This window comes from Allobosea sp. BE125 (assembly GCF_031456075.1).
Lineage (GTDB): Bacteria > Pseudomonadota > Alphaproteobacteria > Rhizobiales > Beijerinckiaceae > Allobosea.
Genome location: NZ_JAVDTY010000006.1, coordinates 1 through 17,517, shown reverse-complemented (window position 1 = coordinate 17,517; position 17,517 = coordinate 1). Strand labels below are relative to the sequence as shown.

Annotated in this window: 18 protein-coding genes; 11 read left to right on the top strand and 7 right to left on the bottom strand. The window is 66.5% G+C overall.

Annotated elements, in window-relative coordinates; all coding sequences use genetic code 11:
* Positions 1–67 precede the first annotated feature (67 nt).
* The 3 genes from moaA (at position 68) to J2Y55_RS14875 (ending at position 2,214) form a co-directional block, all read left to right on the top strand.
* Positions 68–1,072, top strand: coding sequence for a GTP 3',8-cyclase MoaA (gene moaA / locus J2Y55_RS14885; protein ID WP_310155311.1), 1,005 nt, complete (start codon positions 68–70; stop codon positions 1,070–1,072).
* 102 nt (positions 1,073–1,174) lie between these two features.
* Positions 1,175–1,738: a DUF2478 domain-containing protein gene (locus J2Y55_RS14880; RefSeq protein WP_310154440.1), complete on the top strand. Its 564-nt coding sequence runs from the start codon at positions 1,175–1,177 to the stop codon at positions 1,736–1,738.
* 38 nt (positions 1,739–1,776) lie between these two features.
* On the top strand, positions 1,777–2,214 hold the full coding sequence (locus J2Y55_RS14875; protein ID WP_310154438.1) for a group III truncated hemoglobin: 438 nt from the start codon (positions 1,777–1,779) through the stop codon (positions 2,212–2,214).
* A 270-nt stretch (positions 2,215–2,484) separates the two neighbouring features.
* On the opposite strand, the gene J2Y55_RS14870 is transcribed toward J2Y55_RS14875, so the two are convergent.
* On the bottom strand, positions 2,485–3,105 hold the full coding sequence (locus tag J2Y55_RS14870; protein ID WP_310154434.1) for a TetR/AcrR family transcriptional regulator: 621 nt from the start codon (positions 3,103–3,105) through the stop codon (positions 2,485–2,487).
* 76 nt (positions 3,106–3,181) lie between these two features.
* Between J2Y55_RS14870 and J2Y55_RS14865 the strand changes: the two genes are divergently transcribed.
* The 3 genes from J2Y55_RS14865 to J2Y55_RS14855 all read left to right on the top strand — a co-directional run bounded on the left by J2Y55_RS14865 (position 3,182) and on the right by J2Y55_RS14855 (position 6,068).
* Positions 3,182–4,144, top strand: coding sequence for an extracellular catalytic domain type 1 short-chain-length polyhydroxyalkanoate depolymerase (locus J2Y55_RS14865; RefSeq protein WP_310154432.1), 963 nt, complete (start codon positions 3,182–3,184; stop codon positions 4,142–4,144).
* Between the two features lie 327 nt (positions 4,145–4,471).
* On the top strand, positions 4,472–5,311 hold the full coding sequence (locus tag J2Y55_RS14860) for an alpha/beta hydrolase family protein (protein ID WP_310154430.1): 840 nt from the start codon (positions 4,472–4,474) through the stop codon (positions 5,309–5,311).
* Positions 5,312–5,468: 157 nt separating this feature from the next.
* Positions 5,469–6,068, top strand: coding sequence for a hypothetical protein (locus tag J2Y55_RS14855; protein WP_310154428.1), 600 nt, complete (start codon positions 5,469–5,471; stop codon positions 6,066–6,068).
* 172 nt (positions 6,069–6,240) lie between these two features.
* On the opposite strand, the gene J2Y55_RS14850 is transcribed toward J2Y55_RS14855, so the two are convergent.
* Together J2Y55_RS14850 and J2Y55_RS14845 are read right to left on the bottom strand one after the other, a co-directional pair.
* Positions 6,241–6,828, bottom strand: coding sequence for a thiamine pyrophosphate-dependent enzyme (locus J2Y55_RS14850; protein WP_310155308.1), 588 nt, complete (start codon positions 6,826–6,828; stop codon positions 6,241–6,243).
* Between the two features lie 20 nt (positions 6,829–6,848).
* Complete coding sequence (locus J2Y55_RS14845) at positions 6,849–7,376, bottom strand: thiamine pyrophosphate-binding protein (RefSeq protein WP_310155305.1); 528 nt, start codon at positions 7,374–7,376, stop codon at positions 6,849–6,851.
* A gap of 145 nt (positions 7,377–7,521) precedes the next feature.
* Between J2Y55_RS14845 and J2Y55_RS14840 the strand changes: the two genes are divergently transcribed.
* On the top strand, positions 7,522–8,493 hold the full coding sequence (locus tag J2Y55_RS14840) for a LysR family transcriptional regulator (RefSeq protein ID WP_310154425.1): 972 nt from the start codon (positions 7,522–7,524) through the stop codon (positions 8,491–8,493).
* A 348-nt stretch (positions 8,494–8,841) separates the two neighbouring features.
* On the opposite strand, the gene J2Y55_RS14835 is transcribed toward J2Y55_RS14840, so the two are convergent.
* The gene (locus J2Y55_RS14835; RefSeq protein ID WP_310154422.1) at positions 8,842–9,261 is read right to left on the bottom strand and encodes a MarR family winged helix-turn-helix transcriptional regulator; all 420 of its coding nucleotides are present in this window, start codon (positions 9,259–9,261) and stop codon (positions 8,842–8,844) included.
* Positions 9,262–9,363: 102 nt separating this feature from the next.
* On the opposite strand from J2Y55_RS14835, the gene J2Y55_RS14830 reads away from it, so the two are divergent.
* On the top strand, positions 9,364–9,858 hold the full coding sequence (locus J2Y55_RS14830; RefSeq protein ID WP_310154419.1) for a cupin domain-containing protein: 495 nt from the start codon (positions 9,364–9,366) through the stop codon (positions 9,856–9,858).
* A gap of 42 nt (positions 9,859–9,900) precedes the next feature.
* Here the strand turns inward: J2Y55_RS14830 and J2Y55_RS14825 are convergent, their stop codons facing one another.
* From J2Y55_RS14825 to J2Y55_RS14815, 3 genes are read right to left on the bottom strand one after another with little or no spacing between them, the layout of a single operon-like run.
* A complete protein-coding gene (locus J2Y55_RS14825; RefSeq protein WP_310154415.1) occupies positions 9,901–10,827 on the bottom strand; it encodes an ABC transporter permease in 927 nt (308 codons plus the stop codon).
* A complete protein-coding gene (locus tag J2Y55_RS14820; RefSeq protein WP_310154412.1) occupies positions 10,824–11,792 on the bottom strand; it encodes an ABC transporter permease in 969 nt (322 codons plus the stop codon). The genes J2Y55_RS14825 and J2Y55_RS14820 overlap by 4 nt, the downstream gene beginning before the upstream one ends.
* A gap of 10 nt (positions 11,793–11,802) precedes the next feature.
* Positions 11,803–13,377 (bottom strand): AMP-binding protein, encoded by a 1,575-nt coding sequence (locus tag J2Y55_RS14815; RefSeq protein WP_310154409.1) that lies wholly within the window; start codon positions 13,375–13,377, stop codon positions 11,803–11,805.
* 163 nt (positions 13,378–13,540) lie between these two features.
* Between J2Y55_RS14815 and J2Y55_RS14810 the strand changes: the two genes are divergently transcribed.
* The 3 genes from J2Y55_RS14810 to J2Y55_RS14800 all read left to right on the top strand — a co-directional run bounded on the left by J2Y55_RS14810 (position 13,541) and on the right by J2Y55_RS14800 (position 17,219).
* Positions 13,541–14,317 carry an enoyl-CoA hydratase/isomerase family protein gene (locus J2Y55_RS14810; RefSeq protein WP_310154407.1) on the top strand — a complete coding sequence of 259 codons (777 nt, stop codon included), beginning with the start codon at positions 13,541–13,543 and terminating at the stop codon, positions 14,315–14,317.
* A gap of 467 nt (positions 14,318–14,784) precedes the next feature.
* Positions 14,785–16,314, top strand: coding sequence for an AMP-binding protein (locus J2Y55_RS14805; RefSeq protein WP_310154404.1), 1,530 nt, complete (start codon positions 14,785–14,787; stop codon positions 16,312–16,314).
* A gap of 71 nt (positions 16,315–16,385) precedes the next feature.
* A complete protein-coding gene (locus tag J2Y55_RS14800; RefSeq protein ID WP_310154400.1) occupies positions 16,386–17,219 on the top strand; it encodes an IclR family transcriptional regulator in 834 nt (277 codons plus the stop codon).
* The last annotated feature ends 298 nt before the right edge of the window (positions 17,220–17,517 follow it).

Sequence of the window (17,517 nt, the reverse complement as noted above, 5' to 3'; positions counted from 1 at the left end):
CTTCCCTCAGGATTTCCCCTCCGCATCCGGCACGGGCGGCGGGCCCGGCCTCGCCGGCGGCCCGCCGATCGCGCGTGCGCCGCTGGTCGATCCGTTCGGCCGCGATATTTCCTATCTGCGCATCTCGGTGACGGATCGCTGCGATCTCCGCTGCGTCTACTGCATGTCCGAGGATATGAGCTTCCTGCCCAAACGCGAATTGCTGACGCTGGAGGAGATCGACCGCCTCGCCACCGCCTTCATCGCACGCGGCACGCGCAAGCTCAGGCTCACCGGCGGCGAGCCCCTCGTGCGGCGCGATGTGATGAGCCTGTTCCGCTCGCTCTCGCGCCATCTCGCCACCGGTGCGCTGGAAGAGCTGACGCTGACCACCAACGGCTCGCTGCTCGACCGCTATGCCCAGGAGCTGGCCGATTGCGGCGTGCGCCGGATCAATGTCTCGCTCGACACGCTCGACCCCGACAAGTTCCGCAAGATCACGCGCTGGGGCGATCTCGACAAGGTGCTCGGCGGCATCGAGGCGGCGCGCAAGGCAGGCCTTCGGGTCAAGATCAACGCGGTCGCGCTCAAGGGCGTCAATGAGGACGAGATCGAAGGTTTGATGACCTGGGCCCACGGGCTGGGCATGGACCTGACTCTGATCGAGGTGATGCCGCTGGGCGAGATCGAGCCCGGACGGATCGACCAGTTCCTGCCGCTCTCGGTCGTCAGGGCGCGGTTGATGGATACCTACAATCTGGTCGAGGACCCCTACCGGACCGGCGGGCCGGCGCGCTATGTCCGCGTCAAGGAAACCGGCGGGCTTGTCGGCTTCATCACGCCGATGACGCATAATTTCTGCGAGAGCTGCAACCGGGTGCGCCTGACCTGCACCGGCACGCTCTATATGTGCCTGGGCCAGGAGGACGCCGCCGATCTGCGCACACCCTTACGCGCCTCGCCCGACGAGGCCGGCCTCCACCGCGCCATGGAAGAGGCGATCTCGCGCAAGCCCAAGGGCCATGACTTCATCATCGACCGCCGCCGCGCCAAGCCCGCCGTCGGCCGCCATATGAGCGTCACCGGCGGCTGAGAGCCGGGTTCCACATGAGCATGATCTGCGGCTGATCGAAGACCGAAACGGAGATGACGGATGCCAGAAATACGGACGCCAGGAATACGGACGCCAGAAATTTTGCCAATCACCGCCCTGGTCTACAGCGATGGCGAGGCGGCCGACCGGGCCCTGCGGAGCGTCTGTTCGGCGCTGCGGGACAGGGGCTGCAGGCTTGCCGGCCTGGTGCAGCATAACCGGCCCAATCCCGGGCGCTCGCGCTGCGACATGGAGCTGGAAGATCTGGCGAGCGGCGCACTGACCGGCATCACGCAGGATCGCGGCCGCTTGGCGCGCGGCTGCGCGCTGGATATCGGCCAGCTCCTGAATGCGATGCAGATCACGCGTGCCTCGTTGTGCGAGAAGCCCGACCTGGTGATCCTCAACAAATTCGGCAAGACCGAAGCGGAGGGCGGGGGCTTGCGCCCGCTGATTGCCGAGACGATCGAAGCCGGCCTGCCGCTCCTGGTCGCGGTGCCCTGGCGCAATATCGAGGGCTGGCGGCATTTCACCGGCGAGATGGCGCGGGAATGCGATCTCGACGCCCTGCCCGCCGATGAGCAGGGCCTTTGCGCTGCGCTGGGCCTGAGCATCCACCCCGGCCAGCCGCGCCATCGCGAGCCGCATTCCCAGCTTTCGCAGTGAGCCATGCCTGCAAGATCTCGAGCCAACCGGATCCGTTGATGTCAGTCCAGACCAGCCAGGCGGCGCGGCCCATGGCCGGCGCAGCCGAACGCATAACCGAAGCCGAGATCAGGACGCTGGTCCACAGCTTCTATGAGCGCGTTCTCGACGATGCCGAACTGGCGCCCGTATTCGAGCAAGCGCTGTCGCATCGCTGGGATGCCCATCTCGAAACCATGGTGCGCTTCTGGTCGTCCGTCGTGCTCAAGACCGGGAGCTATTCCGGCAAGCCGCACCTGGCCCATATGCAACTTGGCCTGACGCCGGAGATGTTCGGGCGCTGGCTCAGCCTGTTTGCCGCGACGGCCGGGCAGGTCTGCGAGCCCGAGGTCGCGGCCCTGTTCATCGACCGGGCCGGGCGCATCGCCGACAGCCTCCAGATCAGCCTCGGCATCGGCCCGAAGGCGCTGCCCCTTCCCGCAGCCGGGCCGCGCTGAGGTCAAGGGCGCGCCGGACCTGGCCGTGCTTCAGGCAACGCTGGTGCGCACGATCCTGGCGATGGAAGCCAGCGACGCGTCGCGGGACAGACCGGCGCGCTCAGCCCACGCATGACGCGCCTCGGTGGCCGGCATGAGAGCAGCCGGTGAGATCATTCCTGGCTTTCCGAAGACGCGACCGTCCCGGCCGGCCGGCGTCATCGCCGTCATGAACGGCCCGGCATCTCTCGGGGATGTCGAGCCAACCGGCCCAGGCGCTCCGAGCGCAGTTCAATCCGGCGGCGCATTCCACCATTGGCGGGTCATGAACCTGACACTGGCGACGAGCCATTCGAGAAACTCGGCATCCTTCGCCGCTTCGCCGCGGTCTACCCAGAGCAGATAGGCGTCGAGCAGGACGTTCGAGATCATCTGCGCCAGCATGGCAGGATCGCCGGGCATTGCGCCCGGTTCGCCCAGCGCCTCCCGGATGCGCCCGACGGTGCGCTCGGCCAGCACGGCGTGCAGGCGCTTCACATGCTTGCCGAAGCGGGGATCGTAAGATGCCTGGCGCAACAGGACGCGCAATGCAGCGCGCTTTTCATGGGCCAGCGCCAGCGTGTGCGGCAGGCGTTCGGTCCACCATTGCGCCGGCATGTCGTCCACCCCGAGCAGGGCATCGACCATATCGGCGAGGACGGCATCGATCAGCGCATCCTTCGATCGGAAGTAGCGATAGAGCACGACCTTCGCGACCCCGGCATGGTCGGCAATGGCGTCGATGGTGACGCTGCGAAGACCATGCGTGTCGATCGCCTCCGCCGCCTTGACCAGCAGCAAGGCGCGCCGGCTGGCGCGATGTTCGTCGAGCATGTCCGCATAGCTGCTGGTCATGCCGTCGGTGATAGCCATATACTCGTTGGGAACAAACTGTTACTGCTTAGTAACAGATTCGAATTCAGCCTTTGATCACGGGAGGAGCGGGTCGATGCGGGCATTGGGCATCGCCATCGTCGGCGCCATGATGGGCGCCTTGCTCACTGGCACAGCGGAGGCGCAGCCCCGTTTGCTGGAGCGGTGGCGCAAGGCGCGCGGCGCGCATTCCCAGGGCACAAGCGGCGCTGTCACGCAGACATTGCGCGCCGGCGGCCTCGAGCGCAGCTACCTGTTGCTGGCCGCGCCGCGTGGCAATGGCCCGGCGCCGCTCGTGATCGTGCTGCATGGCGGCGGCGGCAGCCCCGAGACGATGCTGCCGCGCTGGGCAGACAAGGCGCGCGCGGCGGGCCTTATCATCGCCGCGCCAAAGGGGATCGGCCGCAACGACCGGATGGGGACATGGAATGCCACCGGCTGCTGCGGCGAAGCGGTGTCGCGCGGTGTCGACGATATCGGTTTCATCAACGCGCTCATCGACGACGTCTCGAAACAGACGCCGATCGATCCCAGGCGCATCTATATTACCGGCTTCTCCAATGGCGGAATGCTGACCCATCGCGTCGCCATCGCGCTCGGCAGCCGGATCGCGGCGGCAGCCGTGGTGTCGGGTGCCTTGTTCGGCAATGAAGCCGTGCCGCGCACGCCCGTGCCCATGCTGATCATCCACGGCGAACAGGATCCTGCCGTGGGCTTCAACGGTGGCATGAGCCAGACCGGCTTTGTCGCAAATGCGCAGACCATGCCGTACCGGCCCGTCCGCGATGCGGTGGATTTCTGGCGCAGGGCAAACGGATGCTCAGGCCCGCCCGTCGTAACCAGGACGCCGGGAGTACAGCAGGAACTCAGCAAAGCCTGTCGTGGCCGAGCGGACGTCGTGTTTTACGACCTGCCGCAAGGCGGCCACTCCTGGCCGGGATCGCCGGCCAGGGGCCGGTTTGCCGGCGGCGCCGAAGCCGCGGCCCCGATCGACGCGACCGACACGATCTGGGAGTTCTTTCGCAGTCACCCGCGATGATCGGCCACGTTTTGGTGGACAGACCGCGTCAACGACCGGGCGCCGACGCAAAATCTCATGGCGCAGAAGACGGTTTGGACATTCCAGCCCTCATCCTGAGGAGCCGCGAAGCGGCGTCTCGAAGGATACTCCAGATGGTTCGGGAGCCTCCTGGAGCATCCTTCGAGACGCCATTCCCAGCGGAATGGCTCCTCAGGATGAGGGCTCAGGGCGTTTTCAAACAGTCTCCTATCGGGCGCCTGAAAACCGTCCCTTCACCCGATCGCCACTCTGCTGCTGAATAGAACGGGAACGTCGAGCGTGCGGACCACTCGCATACTATTTCTGATGCTGGGCGCCTTGCTGTCTTCCTGCAGCAATGGGCATGGCCGAACAGCCGAAGCGGTCGCTTTCCCGAGTGGCGACAAGCTTCTGCATGGCTATCTCTACAAGCCCGCCGGCCCCGGCCCTTTTCCCGCCATGCTTTACAACCACGGCAGCGCACCCGGTGATCTCAATACCCAGGCGTTCGACGCGATAGCGCCCGTCTTCGTGGCGCATGGCTGGGCCTTTTTCGCGCCGTACCGACGTGGCCAGGGTCTGAGCGCCGATGCGGGGCCCTATATCATGGATGAGATCAAGGGAGCCCGGGCCCGCGGTGGTACGGAGGCGGCGGCAGAAACCCTCCTGCGGCTGCTCACGACGGATCATTTGAACGATCAGCTTGCGGCGCTCGCATGGCTGAAGCAGCAAGCTTTCGTTCGACCGGACGCCATAGCCGTCATGGGCAATTCCTTTGGCGGGATCGAGACCGTTCTTGGCGCCCGCAATGGCGCCTATTGCGCTGCCGTCGATGCCGCAGGCGGCGCAGAGAGTTGGGACGAGGCGCCGGCGTTGCGCGACACCATGACATGGGCCGTGCGTGAAGCGTCACAGCCAATCCTGTTCTTTCAGGCCGAAAACGACGTGACGACGGCGCCCAGCCGTGAACTGTTCGCGGCGCGCAAGGCGGTGGGGCGTCCAGCGGAGATCCGGATATTCCCCGCATTCGGAGCCTCCTCGCGCGAGGGCCATGCATTTCCCTATCGGGGCGTGGACATCTGGAAGGATGAGGTTATCCGCTTCCTCGAGCGACATTGCGGGACGATGGACCCCGGCATGGCATCGGGCTCGTCCAAGCAGCGCTGACGAACACGCGGCCGCATCGGTGATTTCGGCCTTGCCGGCGATCGGGCTTCATTGTTGAACCGGCCGATCCTCAACGAGCAGGGGCGTTTGCGCCCTTGCAGCGGCATCGGAGCGATACGGGGCGTTGTGGGCGCGGTTGGACAGCCGGAGGGATGACATGGGACGCGAGGCAGTCACACGAGCGGAGATCGGCGGCGCGGTGGGCGATGTCCGCGCCCTGCTTGAAAGTACGGAGCTGATCCTGCGCGGCGACATCCGGCGACGCTTCCCGCGCGAGCGGCTCGTCAATGTCCGCGTGGAGGGCGAGGCGCTGTGCTTCACCTGCGTTGGCGAAGCCGTCTTCCTGCATATGGGCGCCCTTGCGGCAGAGAAATGGTCCAGGGCGATTGCCACCCCGCCGCCGAGCCTGCGCGCCAAACTGGGGCTCAAGCAGGATGCAAAAGTCTTTCTGATCGGTGCTTGCGACGATGCTGCGCTTGCCAACGCTGTGGAGGGCGCATTGACCGACGATGTCGTGGAGGCGGCGATGATCATTGCCCGCATCGAGGGCCCCGGCGATCTCACGGCGGCTCGGGTGGCACAGGCAAAATGCCCCGACCTGCCGATCTGGGCGATCTACCCCAAGGGACATGATATCCGCTATGGCGACGGCGCGATCAGGGCCGCGCTGCGCGAGGCAGGCTTTCGGGACAGCAAGTCTTGCGCGGTCTCCGAGCGGCTGACAGCCACCCGATACAATCCGAGGCGATCTTATTGACTGTTTGGGAAACGCCCTGAGCCCTCATCCTGAGGAGCCATTCCCTTGGGAAGGGCGTCTCGAAGGATGCTCCAGCTTGCACGGGAGCCTCCTGGAGGATCCTTCGAGACGCGCTCCTCATGATGAGGGCTGGAGTTTAGGATGAGAGCTCACCGAGCATCCAAACGGGCCCTCAGCAGGGCTCGAAGCCGAGATGCTTGCGGAACCGGTTCTTGACATGCACCGCATCGCGCGGTGGCAAGGAACGGGGCAGGTTTTCGGCCGCGACCTTGAGAACGAACAGACGCGGCCCCGCGCTGGGCTGCCTCAGGCTGTCGCAGAGCCGATCCACCTCTGCGAGCGTGCGCAATTCGGCGGTCTCGGCGAAACCACAGGCGGCCGCGACCTGGTCGAAGGCGATGCCGCGCCCGGTATGGCTCGCCTGCATGCCGGTTTCGCCGAAATGCTGGTTGTCGAGCACGATCACGTCGAGATTCTTAGGAGCGGCCACGGCGATCGTCGCCAGCGCACCAAAAGCCATGAGCTGCTCGCCGTCGCCGGTGATGACCATCACCCGCTTGTCCGGCCGGGCCTGGGCGATCCCCAGACCCACCAGCGCAGCCCCGCCCATCGCGCCCCAGAGATAATAGTTGTCGTCCCGATCGCCGGCGGCGTGAACGTCATAGCTCGGCGAGCCCAGCCCGGTGACGACGAGCGCGCCATCACGCGCATCGAGCAGCGCCTTCACCGCGACGCGGCGATTCATCGTCGGAGCGGCCATGGTCGGAAGCGTCATCGGATTCACCACTTCTTCTTGCCGAGAAGGCGCTGGCCGATCAGCACGGCGATCTGCTGGTCGGCCTCAAAAGCCATCGTCGCGGCCTGGGCTACCGTCTCGACCAGATCGGCGCCGGTCTCGGCACGCAGGACGGTCACACCGATCGCTTCCAGCGCGGCCTGCGTCGCCTGCCCCATCGGGACCTGCCAGGGATTGAACTCGGCCCATTCGCCGCGCATCGTCACCAGGGTCAGGAACGGAAAGCGCGCCTGGACCGGCAGCGAGAGCATGTTGATGCAGTTCCCGACACCCGAGGACTGCATCAAGAGGACGCTGCGCTTGCCACCGAGCCAGCTGCCGGCCGCAATCGCGACCCCTTCCTCCTCGGTCGTCAGCACATTGGTGACGACGTCCGGATCGGCATTGAACAGCTTGATCAATGTCGCGTGCCCGGCATCGGGCACATAGGAGATGTGGCTGATCCCGGCCGTCTTCAGCGTCTCATAGAGCGCGACCGGCCAATCGACCGACAGGTCCCGGGCGACTGACAGATCCCGGGTCTTGGGGGGCTCGGCTATGACGTCGACGGCAACCACGGCGCGGCTCCTCAGCAGGACATGTCCGTGCATATAGCCATGCCCGAACTATTCCGACATCGAGCCTTTTTCGCGATCAGCTATAGCGATATTCTATAGCATGGACATCAACCAGCTCCGCACCCTGATCCATGTCGCCGAGCTCGGCAGCCTCTCCAAGGCGGCGGACCGTTTGCATATCGCCCAGCCTGCGCTGAGCCGGCAGATCAGGCTTCTGGAAGACGAACTGGAGACACGCCTCTTCGACCGGCACGGGCGCGGCATGATCGTCACCGAGGCCGGCCAGGATGTGCTGCGCCGCGCACTTCGCATCATGGCGGAGATGGAGGAGATCCGCGCCGTCGTCTCCGATGAGAACGCCCCGTTGCGCGGACATGTCTCGATCGGGATGCCGCCGACGGCCTCCGACATCCTGTCCGAGCCGCTGGTTTCGGCGTTTCGCGAAGCGCATCCGGAGGCGACCTTGCGCATCGTCAGCGCCTATTCCGGCTATCTTCTCGACTGGCTTCACCGCGGCGAGGTCGATGCCGCCATCCTCTACGATCCGAAATCGGCGCGCACGCTGCGCATCCGCCCCTTGCTGGACGAGACGCTGTTCCTGATCGGCCCTCCCGGCGCCGGCTTGTCTCCCGACAGCCGTGTCGACTTTGCCCAGCTGGAGCACCAGCGGCTGCTGCTGCCGAGCCGTGGGCATGGGCTGCGCGAGATCGTCGAGCGCTGCGCCCAGGAGCGCGGCTTTGCGCTCGACATCAAGGTCGAGGCCGACAGCTATGCCACGCTCAAGGGGCTGGTGCGGAGCGGCCATGGCATGACCGTGCTGCCGCTGGCGCCGATCCATGAAGAATTGCGCGAAGGCCGCCTCTGCGCCGCGCCGCTCGTCGACCCGGTGCCGACGCGCCGCCTGGTCATGGCGTTTCCGACGGACCGGCCGACATCGCGCCTGGCGCGTTTCGCCGGCCAGGTCATCACGACCACCATTGAAGATCTCGTGGCGCAAGGCATCTGGTCGGGTCGCATACCCGACCAGGACATCCCGACCGAGGCGATCCGGAGCGATCGAAAACCGGCATAGCTGATCCCGCCGGCTTGTCGTCGTCACAGGGCCCGTCATCCCGGACAAGCCGCGTCAGCGGCGCCGATCCGGCGATCTAGCTGTGAGTACGCTGTTTATGCTCGGAACTACGCCGTCGTCCCGGACAAGCGGCGAAGCCGCGCCGATCCGGGATCCATGCCTGAACCTAACCAGGCAGCGCTCCGGCATGGATCCCGGGTCTGCGCTTCGCTACGCCCGGGATGACGGCGTGTTTCCGAGCCAAGTGTATCCGAGCCAAGTGTTTCCCCGCCAAGGCAGCAAGCCCCAGCTCCCTGCTTCAGCGCGTTGTCTTCACGCGAACCGCTATCCACTTCGCTCGAAAACGCTCTACCGAGCCAGCGGACTGTCCCAGACGAGAAACAGCAGCGCCTTGAGCTGGGCGAAACGCTCCGGCCCCAGTTCGGCGCTCCACTCGCGCTCGATGTCGCGCAGGATGTCGACCATCCTGGCGAATGCGGCGTGCCCGCGTTCGGTAAAATAGACCAGGCGCGCGCCGCCCTCACCTTCAACGTCGGACCGGGTGATATAGCCGAACCCCTCGAGGCTCCCCAGGAGCTGGTTGATGGCCTGTTTGCTCATGCCGGCGCGCTCGGCGAGCGTAACCGGGCGAACCTTGTCCGGCCCGGGAAACTGCAGGACCGCCATATGCGGCAGGCGCAGCTCGTCGAAACCGGCAGCGTTGAGCTCCTTGATCAGCCGGCGCTGGATCGCCTGCGCGGGAACGCGCAGCAGGGCGCCGATCAGCATGTCCTCGGTCTTCATCGGCACACTTTCGGGATAGGCATTGACTTCTAGTAAACGGAGTTTACCGTTAGATGGTAAATGTAATTTACTTGGGGAGGTCGGACAATGTCTCAGTCAGTCACAATGTCTCAGTCAGTCATGGACCCTCACGTCAATCCGTCCGAGGAGGCCATCGCCACCAAGGGGCTCGCGGTTCGCTTCCTGTTGGCCGGAGATCACTCGAACGGCAGCATTGCGACCTTTGAGCTGATGGTCCCGGCCGCGCAGCGCCTGCCTGCTCCCGCGCACAGCCACGACCATTACGAAGAGACGATCTACGGGCTGGACGGCGTGGTGACCTGGACCGTCGACGGCAAACAGATCGATGTCGGGCCGGGACAGGCCTTGTGCATTCCGCGAGGCGCCGTTCATCGCTTCGACAACAACGGCAGCCAGGACGCGAAGATGCTCTGCGTGATCACGCCGGCCGCGATCGGTCCGGAGTATTTTCGCGAGGTGTTCGCTGCGGTCGACGCCGCAGCCGGTGGCCCGCCGGACCGGGCCAGGATGGCCGAGATCATGCGCCGTCACGGTCTGACGCCGGCAGCGCCCCCAACATAGAGGCTGGTGAGCCGCCCTGCCCTTTTCAGTCGGCTTGCCCCGTCAATCAACCTGCCGGCGCGGGTTGAGGACGTCGCGCAGATGGTCGCCGATCAGGTTGATCGCGACCACGGTCGCGAGCAAGGCAAGGCCGGGATAGAAGCTGATCCAGAACTTGCCCGAGAGCATGTACTGGTAGCCATTGGCGATCAGCATGCCCAGGCTCGGCTCGGTCACGGGCACGCCGAGCCCAAGAAACGAGAGCGTCGCCTCCAGCGCGATGGCGCGCGCGATCTGCACGGTGGCGATCACCATCAATGGCGGCAGGCAGTTCGGCAGCAGGTGGCGCCACAGGATGCGCATCGGCCGCGCGCCCATGGCGCGGGCCGCCTCGATATACTCCTTGCGGCTTTCGATCAGCGCGCTGGCGCGGGCGGTGCGGGCATAGACCGCCCATTCCACGATGACGAGCGCGAGCACGACATTGGCGATGCCCTTGCCGAGGAAGGCGAGGATCATCAGCGCGATCAGGATCGTCGGAAAGGAGAGCTGCAGATCGACCAGCCGCATCAGCGCGGTCTCGATGCGCCCACCGGCATAGGCGGCAAACAGGCCAAGCGTCGTGCCGACCGCCGCCGCCAGCAGGGCCGATGAGATGCCGACGACAAGCGAGATCCGCAGGCCGTAGAGAATGGCCGAGAGCATGTCGCGGCCCTGGTCGTCGGTGCCCAGCCAAAAGGTCATGCCGGTGCCGGAGATCGCGCCCGGCGGCAGGCGCCCGTCCAGGATGTCGAGCTGCATCAGGTCGTAAGGGTTCTGCGGCGAGATCCAGGGCGCCAGCAATGCCGCCAGCACGATCGCGGCGAAGGCGACGAGGCCCGCCATCGCCACGCGCGACGCGGCGAAGGCGCGCAGGAAGCGGCGCAGCGGCGTCGCGCGCGCAAGGGGACTTGATGATGCGGTGCTTGCGGTCGAGGTCGGCGCGGTCATCGGCCGATCCTCACGCGCGGATCGAGCGCCGTGTAGAGGCAGTCGACCAGGAGGTTGATGATCACGAACATCAGCACGATGATCATGAGATAGGCGACGATCATCGGGCGATCCAAGACATGGATGCTGTCGATGATCAGCTTGCCCATGCCGGGCCAGGCGAAGATCGTCTCCGTGACCACGGAGAAGGCGATCACCGAGCCGAATTCGAGCCCGATGATGGTGACGACCGGGATCATGATGTTCTTCAGCAGATGCCGGAAGATGACCTTGCCCTCGGGCAGGCCCTTGGCGCGCGCCGTGCGGATGAAATCCTGGGGCACGACCTCGCGGGTCTCGGCCCGCACCAGCCGCATCACCAGCGAGATCTTGAACAGCGCCAGGTTGAGCGCCGGCAGCACGAGATGCTGCAGGCCGTCGAGCGTCAGGAAGGACCAGCCGATGCCGAGGAACACCCGGGTCTCGCCGCGCCCGCCCGAGGGCAGCCAGCCGAGCTGCACCGCAAAGACCATGATCAGCAGCAGGCCGACCCAGAAGCCCGGCAGGGAAAAGCCGAGGATCGAGCCGGTCATGATCACCCGCGCCAGCGGCGCATTCGGCTTGAGCCCGGCATAGAGACCGAGCGGTATGCCGATGAAGGTCGCCAGCAGCATGGCGCAAACCGCGAGTTCGAGCGTCGCCGGCATGCGCTGCAGGATGATCTTCAGGGCGGGCTCGTTATAGACGAAGCTGCGGCCGAGATCGCCATGCAGCGCCCCGTTCAGGAAGGACAGATACTGCGCCCAGAGCGGGCGATCGAGCCCGAAGGCGGTGATCGCGCGCAGCCGCTCGGCCTGGTCGGCATCGGGCGAGATCAGCACCGCGACAGGGTCGCCGATGACGCTGATGCCGATGAAGACGATCACCGTCATCGCCAGCACGACGAACCCGGCCTGGAGCAGGCGCTGAAGGAACCATCCAGCCATCGTTCCCCCGCTACCTGCCGAGCTTGGCGCCGGCGCCTTCGCGGTCGAAGCACCCGGCGACGCTGCGGCTCAGCTCGCTCTTCTTGATGCGCTGCGTCGGCGTCTTAGGGAATTCGTCGATGCCCTCGATATAGCGCGGAATCTGGAAATAGGGCAGCCGCTGCTCGCACCATGCGACGAGGCCGGCCGGGTCGAGCGCGCGGCCGGGCGCTGGCCGGATGAAGAGCTTGAGGTCGTCGTCGCCCATCTCGCTGGGCACGCCGATCAGCGCGCATTCCTCGATCTCGTCATGGGTCAGGACGACGCGTTCGACCTCCCAGGCCGAGATGTTGACGCCGCGCCGCCTGACGCTGTCCTTCTTGCGCCCGCAATAAAACAGGAAGCCGTCCTCGTCGCGGCGGGCGAGGTCGCCGGTTGAGAACCAGCCATCCCTGACCAGCGCCGCGCCGGCCTCTTCCATGCGGAAATAGCCCTTGAAGGCGAGGCCCGGCTCGCGCGGCAACACCACGATCTCGCCGGGCTCGCCGACCGCGACCTCGGCGCCCGCCTCGTCGAGCAGGCGCACCTCGTAGAAGGGCAAGGGTCTGCCGCAGGAGCCGAGCCGACCCTCCGGGTTGATCGTGACGAAGGTCGTCATCTCCGAGAGGCCGTAGCCCTCATAGAGCGAGACGCCGAAGCGCTCCTCGAAAGCGCGCCAGACATCGAGCGGGCAGCCGCCGCCCCAGGCCATCCGGACCTTGTGCTCGCGGTCGCGTGGGCTTGCCGGCTGCTTCAGCAGCAGCGGCAGCACGCCGCCGAGGTAGTGAATATGGGTGACGTCGTAGCGGCGCACCTGCTCCCAGAATTGCGAGGCGCTGAACTTCTCGACCATGGCGAGCGTGATCGGCTGCATCAGCGCCGCGATCAGCACCGCGACACCGGCGCCGTGATGCAGCGGCTCCCAGAGCAGGAAGACGTCGCCCGCGCCCGCGCCGGTCAGGGCAAGCGTGCCCATCGGGCCGGCGCGCAGGCTGCGGTCGGTCTTGAGCACGCCTTTCGGCTCGCCGGTGGTGCCGGAACTCGGGGTGATCGCGATGATGTCGTCGGCCGCGACCGTCACCGGCGGCGGCAAGGGGCTGCCGCGCTCGAACAGGTTGGCCAGGCTTTGCGCATCATCGCCGCCGCGCCAGAACACGGAAAGGTCCGGCAACCGCCGCAGGACCGGCGCGAGCGGCTCGGCATAGGCCGCATCGGCGATCAGCGCATGCGGCTCGAAGCGGTCAAAGACGAAATCGAGCGCCGCGCCCTTGAGATGGGTGTTGACGGGGATGCGCAGGAGCCCGGCCTTGGCCAGCGCGAAGATGACGATGATGTGCTCGGGATGGCTCGGCAGCATCACCGCAACGCGGTCGCCCTGCTTCAGCCCGGTTGCGAGCAGCGCATTGGCGAGGCGGTTGATGGCCGCGTCGAGCCGGCCGATCGTCCAGCTCTCATCTTGGAAGCGGCAATAGACATGGTCCGGGTCGCTGGCGGCGCGCCGGTCCCAGAGCTGGCTGATGGTGATCTCGTCTGTCTGCATGTCTTGCTGCATGTCGTGAATCTGCATGAGGCGGTCCGCACGGTCATTATCGATATGCAATAACTGTAATTGAATATTGATATTCGCTCGCGCCCCTGTCAAGCGGCCGGCCGTCCCGGCTGCGGTTGACAGGCCGCGGTACCGTTCATAATAATTATTATTATATAGCAATATCTACGGAGCAAGCGCCATGGCCGATATCGAGCGCGAGCGTCGCGGCAGCGTCGCCATCATCGCGATCAATCGCCCCGCCAAGCGCAACGCCCTGAACGCCGCGGCCTGGCAGGCGCTCGGGGACAGCTTCGTCGCGTTGCGCTCCGATCCCGCGATCCGCGCCATCATCCTGACCGGGCGTGGCGGCGCGTTCTGCGCCGGTGACGAGATCGGCGCCTTTGCCGCGGTCCGCGATGATCCCCCGGCGCGCCAGGCCTATTGGGATGCGATCATGGCCTGCTATGCCGCCGTCTCCGCCTCACTGGTGCCGGTGATCGCGGCGGTCAGCGGGCCTTGCGTCGGCGGCGGCTGCACGCTGGCGCTGCGGGCCGATTTCCGGCTCGCCGACGCGACCGCCCGCTTCGGCGTACCGCCGGCCAAGCTCGGGCTGGTCTATCCCGCCGACTCCACCCAGCTCCTCGCCGCCACCGCCGGCATCAGTATGGCCAGGCGCATGCTCTATACCGGCGAGCTCATCGATGCGCCCGCGGCCCTGGCCTGCGGCCTGGTCTCGGAGGTCGTCGAAGGCGATGTCGTCGAGGCGGCGCTGTGCCTGGCCGAGCCGATGATCGCCAATGCGCCGCTCTCGATCCGGGCCGCCAAACTCGCCTGCGATGCGATGCTGCAGGGCCGCCTCGCCGAGGTCGCCGGCGAAATCGCCGCCCTCTCCGACCTGGCCGACCGCAGCGCCGACTACCGCGAGGGCTCGCTCGCCTTCGCGCAGAAGCGCAAGCCGGTTTTTACGGGACGCTGAGGGGTCGCTGTGGGCTCACCACTTAACCGAGCGCGACGCCAACCTGACAGGGGACGGCGCCTGACGGCAGAGCTCGGGGAACCCTCTCCTGTAAGGAGAGGGCAGGGTGAGGTGTCGGCCGTTAGCCGCGTTGGGCTCGCGTCAGCAGCGGTGAGGTTTGCGCGTCACTGGTCCAGGGGCCGACACCTCATCCCTGCCCTTCTCCTTACAGGAGAAGGGTTCCCCGCGCTGGCTGGACTTGGGGCTGCGCGCTTCCCTTCTCCCCTCGCGGGAGAAGGTGGCTCGGCGAAGCCGAGACGGATGAGGGGGCGCTGTGAGCTCACCATTTAGCCGAGCGCGACGCCAACCGGACAGGGCACGGCGCCCCCTCATCCGGCGCTGCGCGCCACCTTCTCCCGCGAGGGGAGAAGGGAAGAGCCGGAATTTCTAGACGGGCTCCGAGCCCTGCGGATCAGGAAGACGACGCCATGTCCACGATCACCGAGCCCGCGATCACCGTGCCCGACGACGCCAATGTCTTTTCCGCCCTGGTCGCCCCAGTGCGCGACCCAGGGCGCGTCTTCATGGAAAACGCGGACGGGCGCGTCATCCGCTTTGGCGAGGTGGCCAGCATCACCGCCCGCTATGCCGGCCTGCTGGCGCGCGAGGGGGCGGGCAAGGGCGATTTCGTCGCCGGCATCCTCGAGAAATCGCCCGAGGCGGTGCTGCTTTATCTCGCGGCCTGCCGGCTCGGCGCGGTCTATGTGCCCGTGCATATCGGCCTGACCGATGCCGAGATCAGCCATATCCTCGGCGATGCCAGGCCCAAGCTCGTGGTCTGCGATCCCGCGCGGGAGAGCGTCGTCCGCGCCGCCGGCTGCAACGCCCTCACCCTCGACGCCGGCGGGACGGGCACGCTGATCGAACGCAGCGAAACCATGCCGGCCGAGCACGCGCTCGAGAGCGTCGCACCCTCCGACCCCAATGCGATGGTCTACACCTCCGGCACGACCGGCCGGCCGAAGGGGGCGCTGCTCTCGGCGGGCTCCGTCATCTGGAATGCGCGCTCGCTTGCCGCCTGCTGGGGCATCACCGAGAGCGACACGCTGCTCCACGCCAATCCGATGGCCTATGGCCTGTTCGGCACGACGACGCCGGCGCTGGCGGGCGGGGCCGCGATGATCCTGCTGCCGAAATTCGAGGCCGAGAGCGTGCTGGCCGCGCTGCCGCGCGCGACGATCTTTGCGGGCGTGCCGACCTATTACGCCCGGCTGATGGCCGATCCCCGCTTCGACCGGGCGCTCTGCGCCGGGATGCGCCTGTTCGTGACCGGCTCGGCGCCGATGCGGCCTGACGCCTTCGAGGCCTTCACCGAACGCAGCGGCCACCGCCTGCTCGACCGCTACGGCCTGACCGAGGTGCTGATCGCGACCTCGAACCGACCCGACGACAGCCGCCGGCCCGACACCTCGGGCCTTGCCCTGCCGGGCTCGGCGCTCCGCATCGTCGATGAGCAGGGCCAGCCCGTGCCGGCCGGCAGCGTCGGCATGATCGAACTGCGCCAGCCCTACCCGTTCCTCGGCTATTGGCAGGACCCGGATAAGACGGCGCAGGCTTTCCGGGACGGCTGGTTTCGAACAGGCGATTTCGGCCGGCTGGATGCACAAGGCTATGTCAGCGTGCTCGGGCGCGGCGCCGATCTGATCATCTCGGGCGGGCTCAATGTCTATCCCAGGGAGGTCGAGGCCGCCGTCAATGCGCTCGACGGCGTCATCGAGAGCGCCGTCATCGGCGTGCCCCATGCCGATTTCGGCGAGGCGGTGCTGGCGGTGGTGCAGCTCGCGAGCGGGACGGAGGGTTTCGACACCGCCGCCGCGATCGCCGCGCTCAAGCGCTCGCTTGCCGGGTACAAGGTGCCCAAGCGCATCGAGCTCGTCGCCGAGATGCCGCGCAATACGCTCGGCAAGATCCAGAAAAACCTGCTCAAGCAGCGTTTTGAGGGCGCATTCCGGGGCTGAAGCCCCGGGTTCTAGCTGCGCTGCAAAGATGCTAACGCTGCATCTGTTGGACGAGGAAGCATGAAGACGCGATGCCGGACGCAACGACGAAACCAAGCACGGCGCTGTCGCGCAGCGATGCCGAAGTGAGCGCAGGCGAGATCGATGAGCGCCTCTTCGTCGCCTCGGTCGGCAAGGCGATGAAGGTGCTGGAGACCTTCGACAAGACCACGGCGAGCTTGAGCCTGTCCGACATCGCCATCCGCACCGGGCTTGGCCGCAGCGCCTCGCAGCGCTTCATCTACACGCTCGAACGGCTCGGCTATCTCGACCGGGACGAGCAGACCAAGCGCTATACGCTGGCCAGGAAGGTCTTCCGCTTCGCCCAGAGCGTGGTCTCCTCGAACATCGCGCTCGACGCCGCCTACCCCGCCATGCGCGAGCTGGCCGAGCGCACGCGCGAGACGATCTCCTGGGTCGAGGTCGACCGCGCCGAGATCGTCATCATCGCCACGATTCCCAGCACCCATATCTCCTCGATCAACCTGCCGGTCGGCACCCGCTTCCCGGCGCTCTCCTCGTCCTCGGGCCAGGTGCTGCTCGGCCATTCCGCCCCGGCCCATATCGAAAAGGTCTGGAGCGCCTCGCATGACTCGGTGCCGTCGCGCACCCAGGCCAGGAACGCAGCCGAGATGATGCGGCTGCTCGAGGCGGTGAAGGCCGCCGGTTTCGCCGTCACCGAGAAGAACATGGAGCAGGGCTCGATCTCGGTCTCGGCCGCCGTGCATGACCGGGCCGGCCGCGCTGTCGGCGCAATCAATCTCTCGACCCTGACCACGCGCTTCGAGCGCCAGGCGGCCATCGCGCAGCTCGCCCCGCTGGTCGCCGCAGCCGCAGCCCGCGCAACCGAGACGCTGATCTCCTGAGGGCTTTCGGGCGGGGGCTCGTCATTCCGGACAAGCGGCGAAGCCGCGCAGCTCCGGGATCCATCGTAGAGCGTCATTCTCAGGCTTGTGCCCTGAGAATCGCATGACCAGAGTGCTCTGGTTTACGAGATGGTCGGATCAAGCCCGACCATGACGCGCCCTTCTTCCCTTCTCCGCTCGCGGGAGAAGGTGGCGCGCAGCGCCGGATGAGCGGCTGTGTTGTTGGTCAAGGGTTTTGTGTTCGCCAGGGGGTGTTGTCTCTGACGATTGCGTTGAGGGTTGTGAGCAGCTTTCGGAT

Bases quoted from the DNA above. Each gene is read 5' to 3' on its own strand.
- J2Y55_RS14800 (WP_310154400.1), top strand. From the start codon at position 16,386: ATGCCGGACGCAACGACGAAACCAAGCACGGCGCTGTCGCGCAGCGAT.
- J2Y55_RS14865 (WP_310154432.1), top strand. From the start codon at position 3,182: ATGCGGGCATTGGGCATCGCCATCGTCGGCGCCATGATGGGCGCCTTG.
- J2Y55_RS14860 (WP_310154430.1), top strand. From the start codon at position 4,472: ATGCTGGGCGCCTTGCTGTCTTCCTGCAGCAATGGGCATGGCCGAACA.
- J2Y55_RS14825 (WP_310154415.1), bottom strand. From the start codon at position 10,827: ATGACCGCGCCGACCTCGACCGCAAGCACCGCATCATCAAGTCCCCTT.
- J2Y55_RS14810 (WP_310154407.1), top strand. From the start codon at position 13,541: ATGGCCGATATCGAGCGCGAGCGTCGCGGCAGCGTCGCCATCATCGCG.
- J2Y55_RS14815 (WP_310154409.1), bottom strand. From the start codon at position 13,377: ATGCAGATTCACGACATGCAGCAAGACATGCAGACAGACGAGATCACC.
- J2Y55_RS14855 (WP_310154428.1), top strand. From the start codon at position 5,469: ATGGGACGCGAGGCAGTCACACGAGCGGAGATCGGCGGCGCGGTGGGC.
- J2Y55_RS14835 (WP_310154422.1), bottom strand. From the start codon at position 9,261: ATGCTGATCGGCGCCCTGCTGCGCGTTCCCGCGCAGGCGATCCAGCGC.
- J2Y55_RS14840 (WP_310154425.1), top strand. From the start codon at position 7,522: ATGGACATCAACCAGCTCCGCACCCTGATCCATGTCGCCGAGCTCGGC.
- J2Y55_RS14850 (WP_310155308.1), bottom strand. From the start codon at position 6,828: ATGGCCGCTCCGACGATGAATCGCCGCGTCGCGGTGAAGGCGCTGCTC.
- J2Y55_RS14805 (WP_310154404.1), top strand. From the start codon at position 14,785: ATGTCCACGATCACCGAGCCCGCGATCACCGTGCCCGACGACGCCAAT.
- J2Y55_RS14875 (WP_310154438.1), top strand. From the start codon at position 1,777: ATGTCAGTCCAGACCAGCCAGGCGGCGCGGCCCATGGCCGGCGCAGCC.
- J2Y55_RS14870 (WP_310154434.1), bottom strand. From the start codon at position 3,105: ATGGCTATCACCGACGGCATGACCAGCAGCTATGCGGACATGCTCGAC.
- J2Y55_RS14820 (WP_310154412.1), bottom strand. From the start codon at position 11,792: ATGGCTGGATGGTTCCTTCAGCGCCTGCTCCAGGCCGGGTTCGTCGTG.
- J2Y55_RS14830 (WP_310154419.1), top strand. From the start codon at position 9,364: ATGTCTCAGTCAGTCACAATGTCTCAGTCAGTCATGGACCCTCACGTC.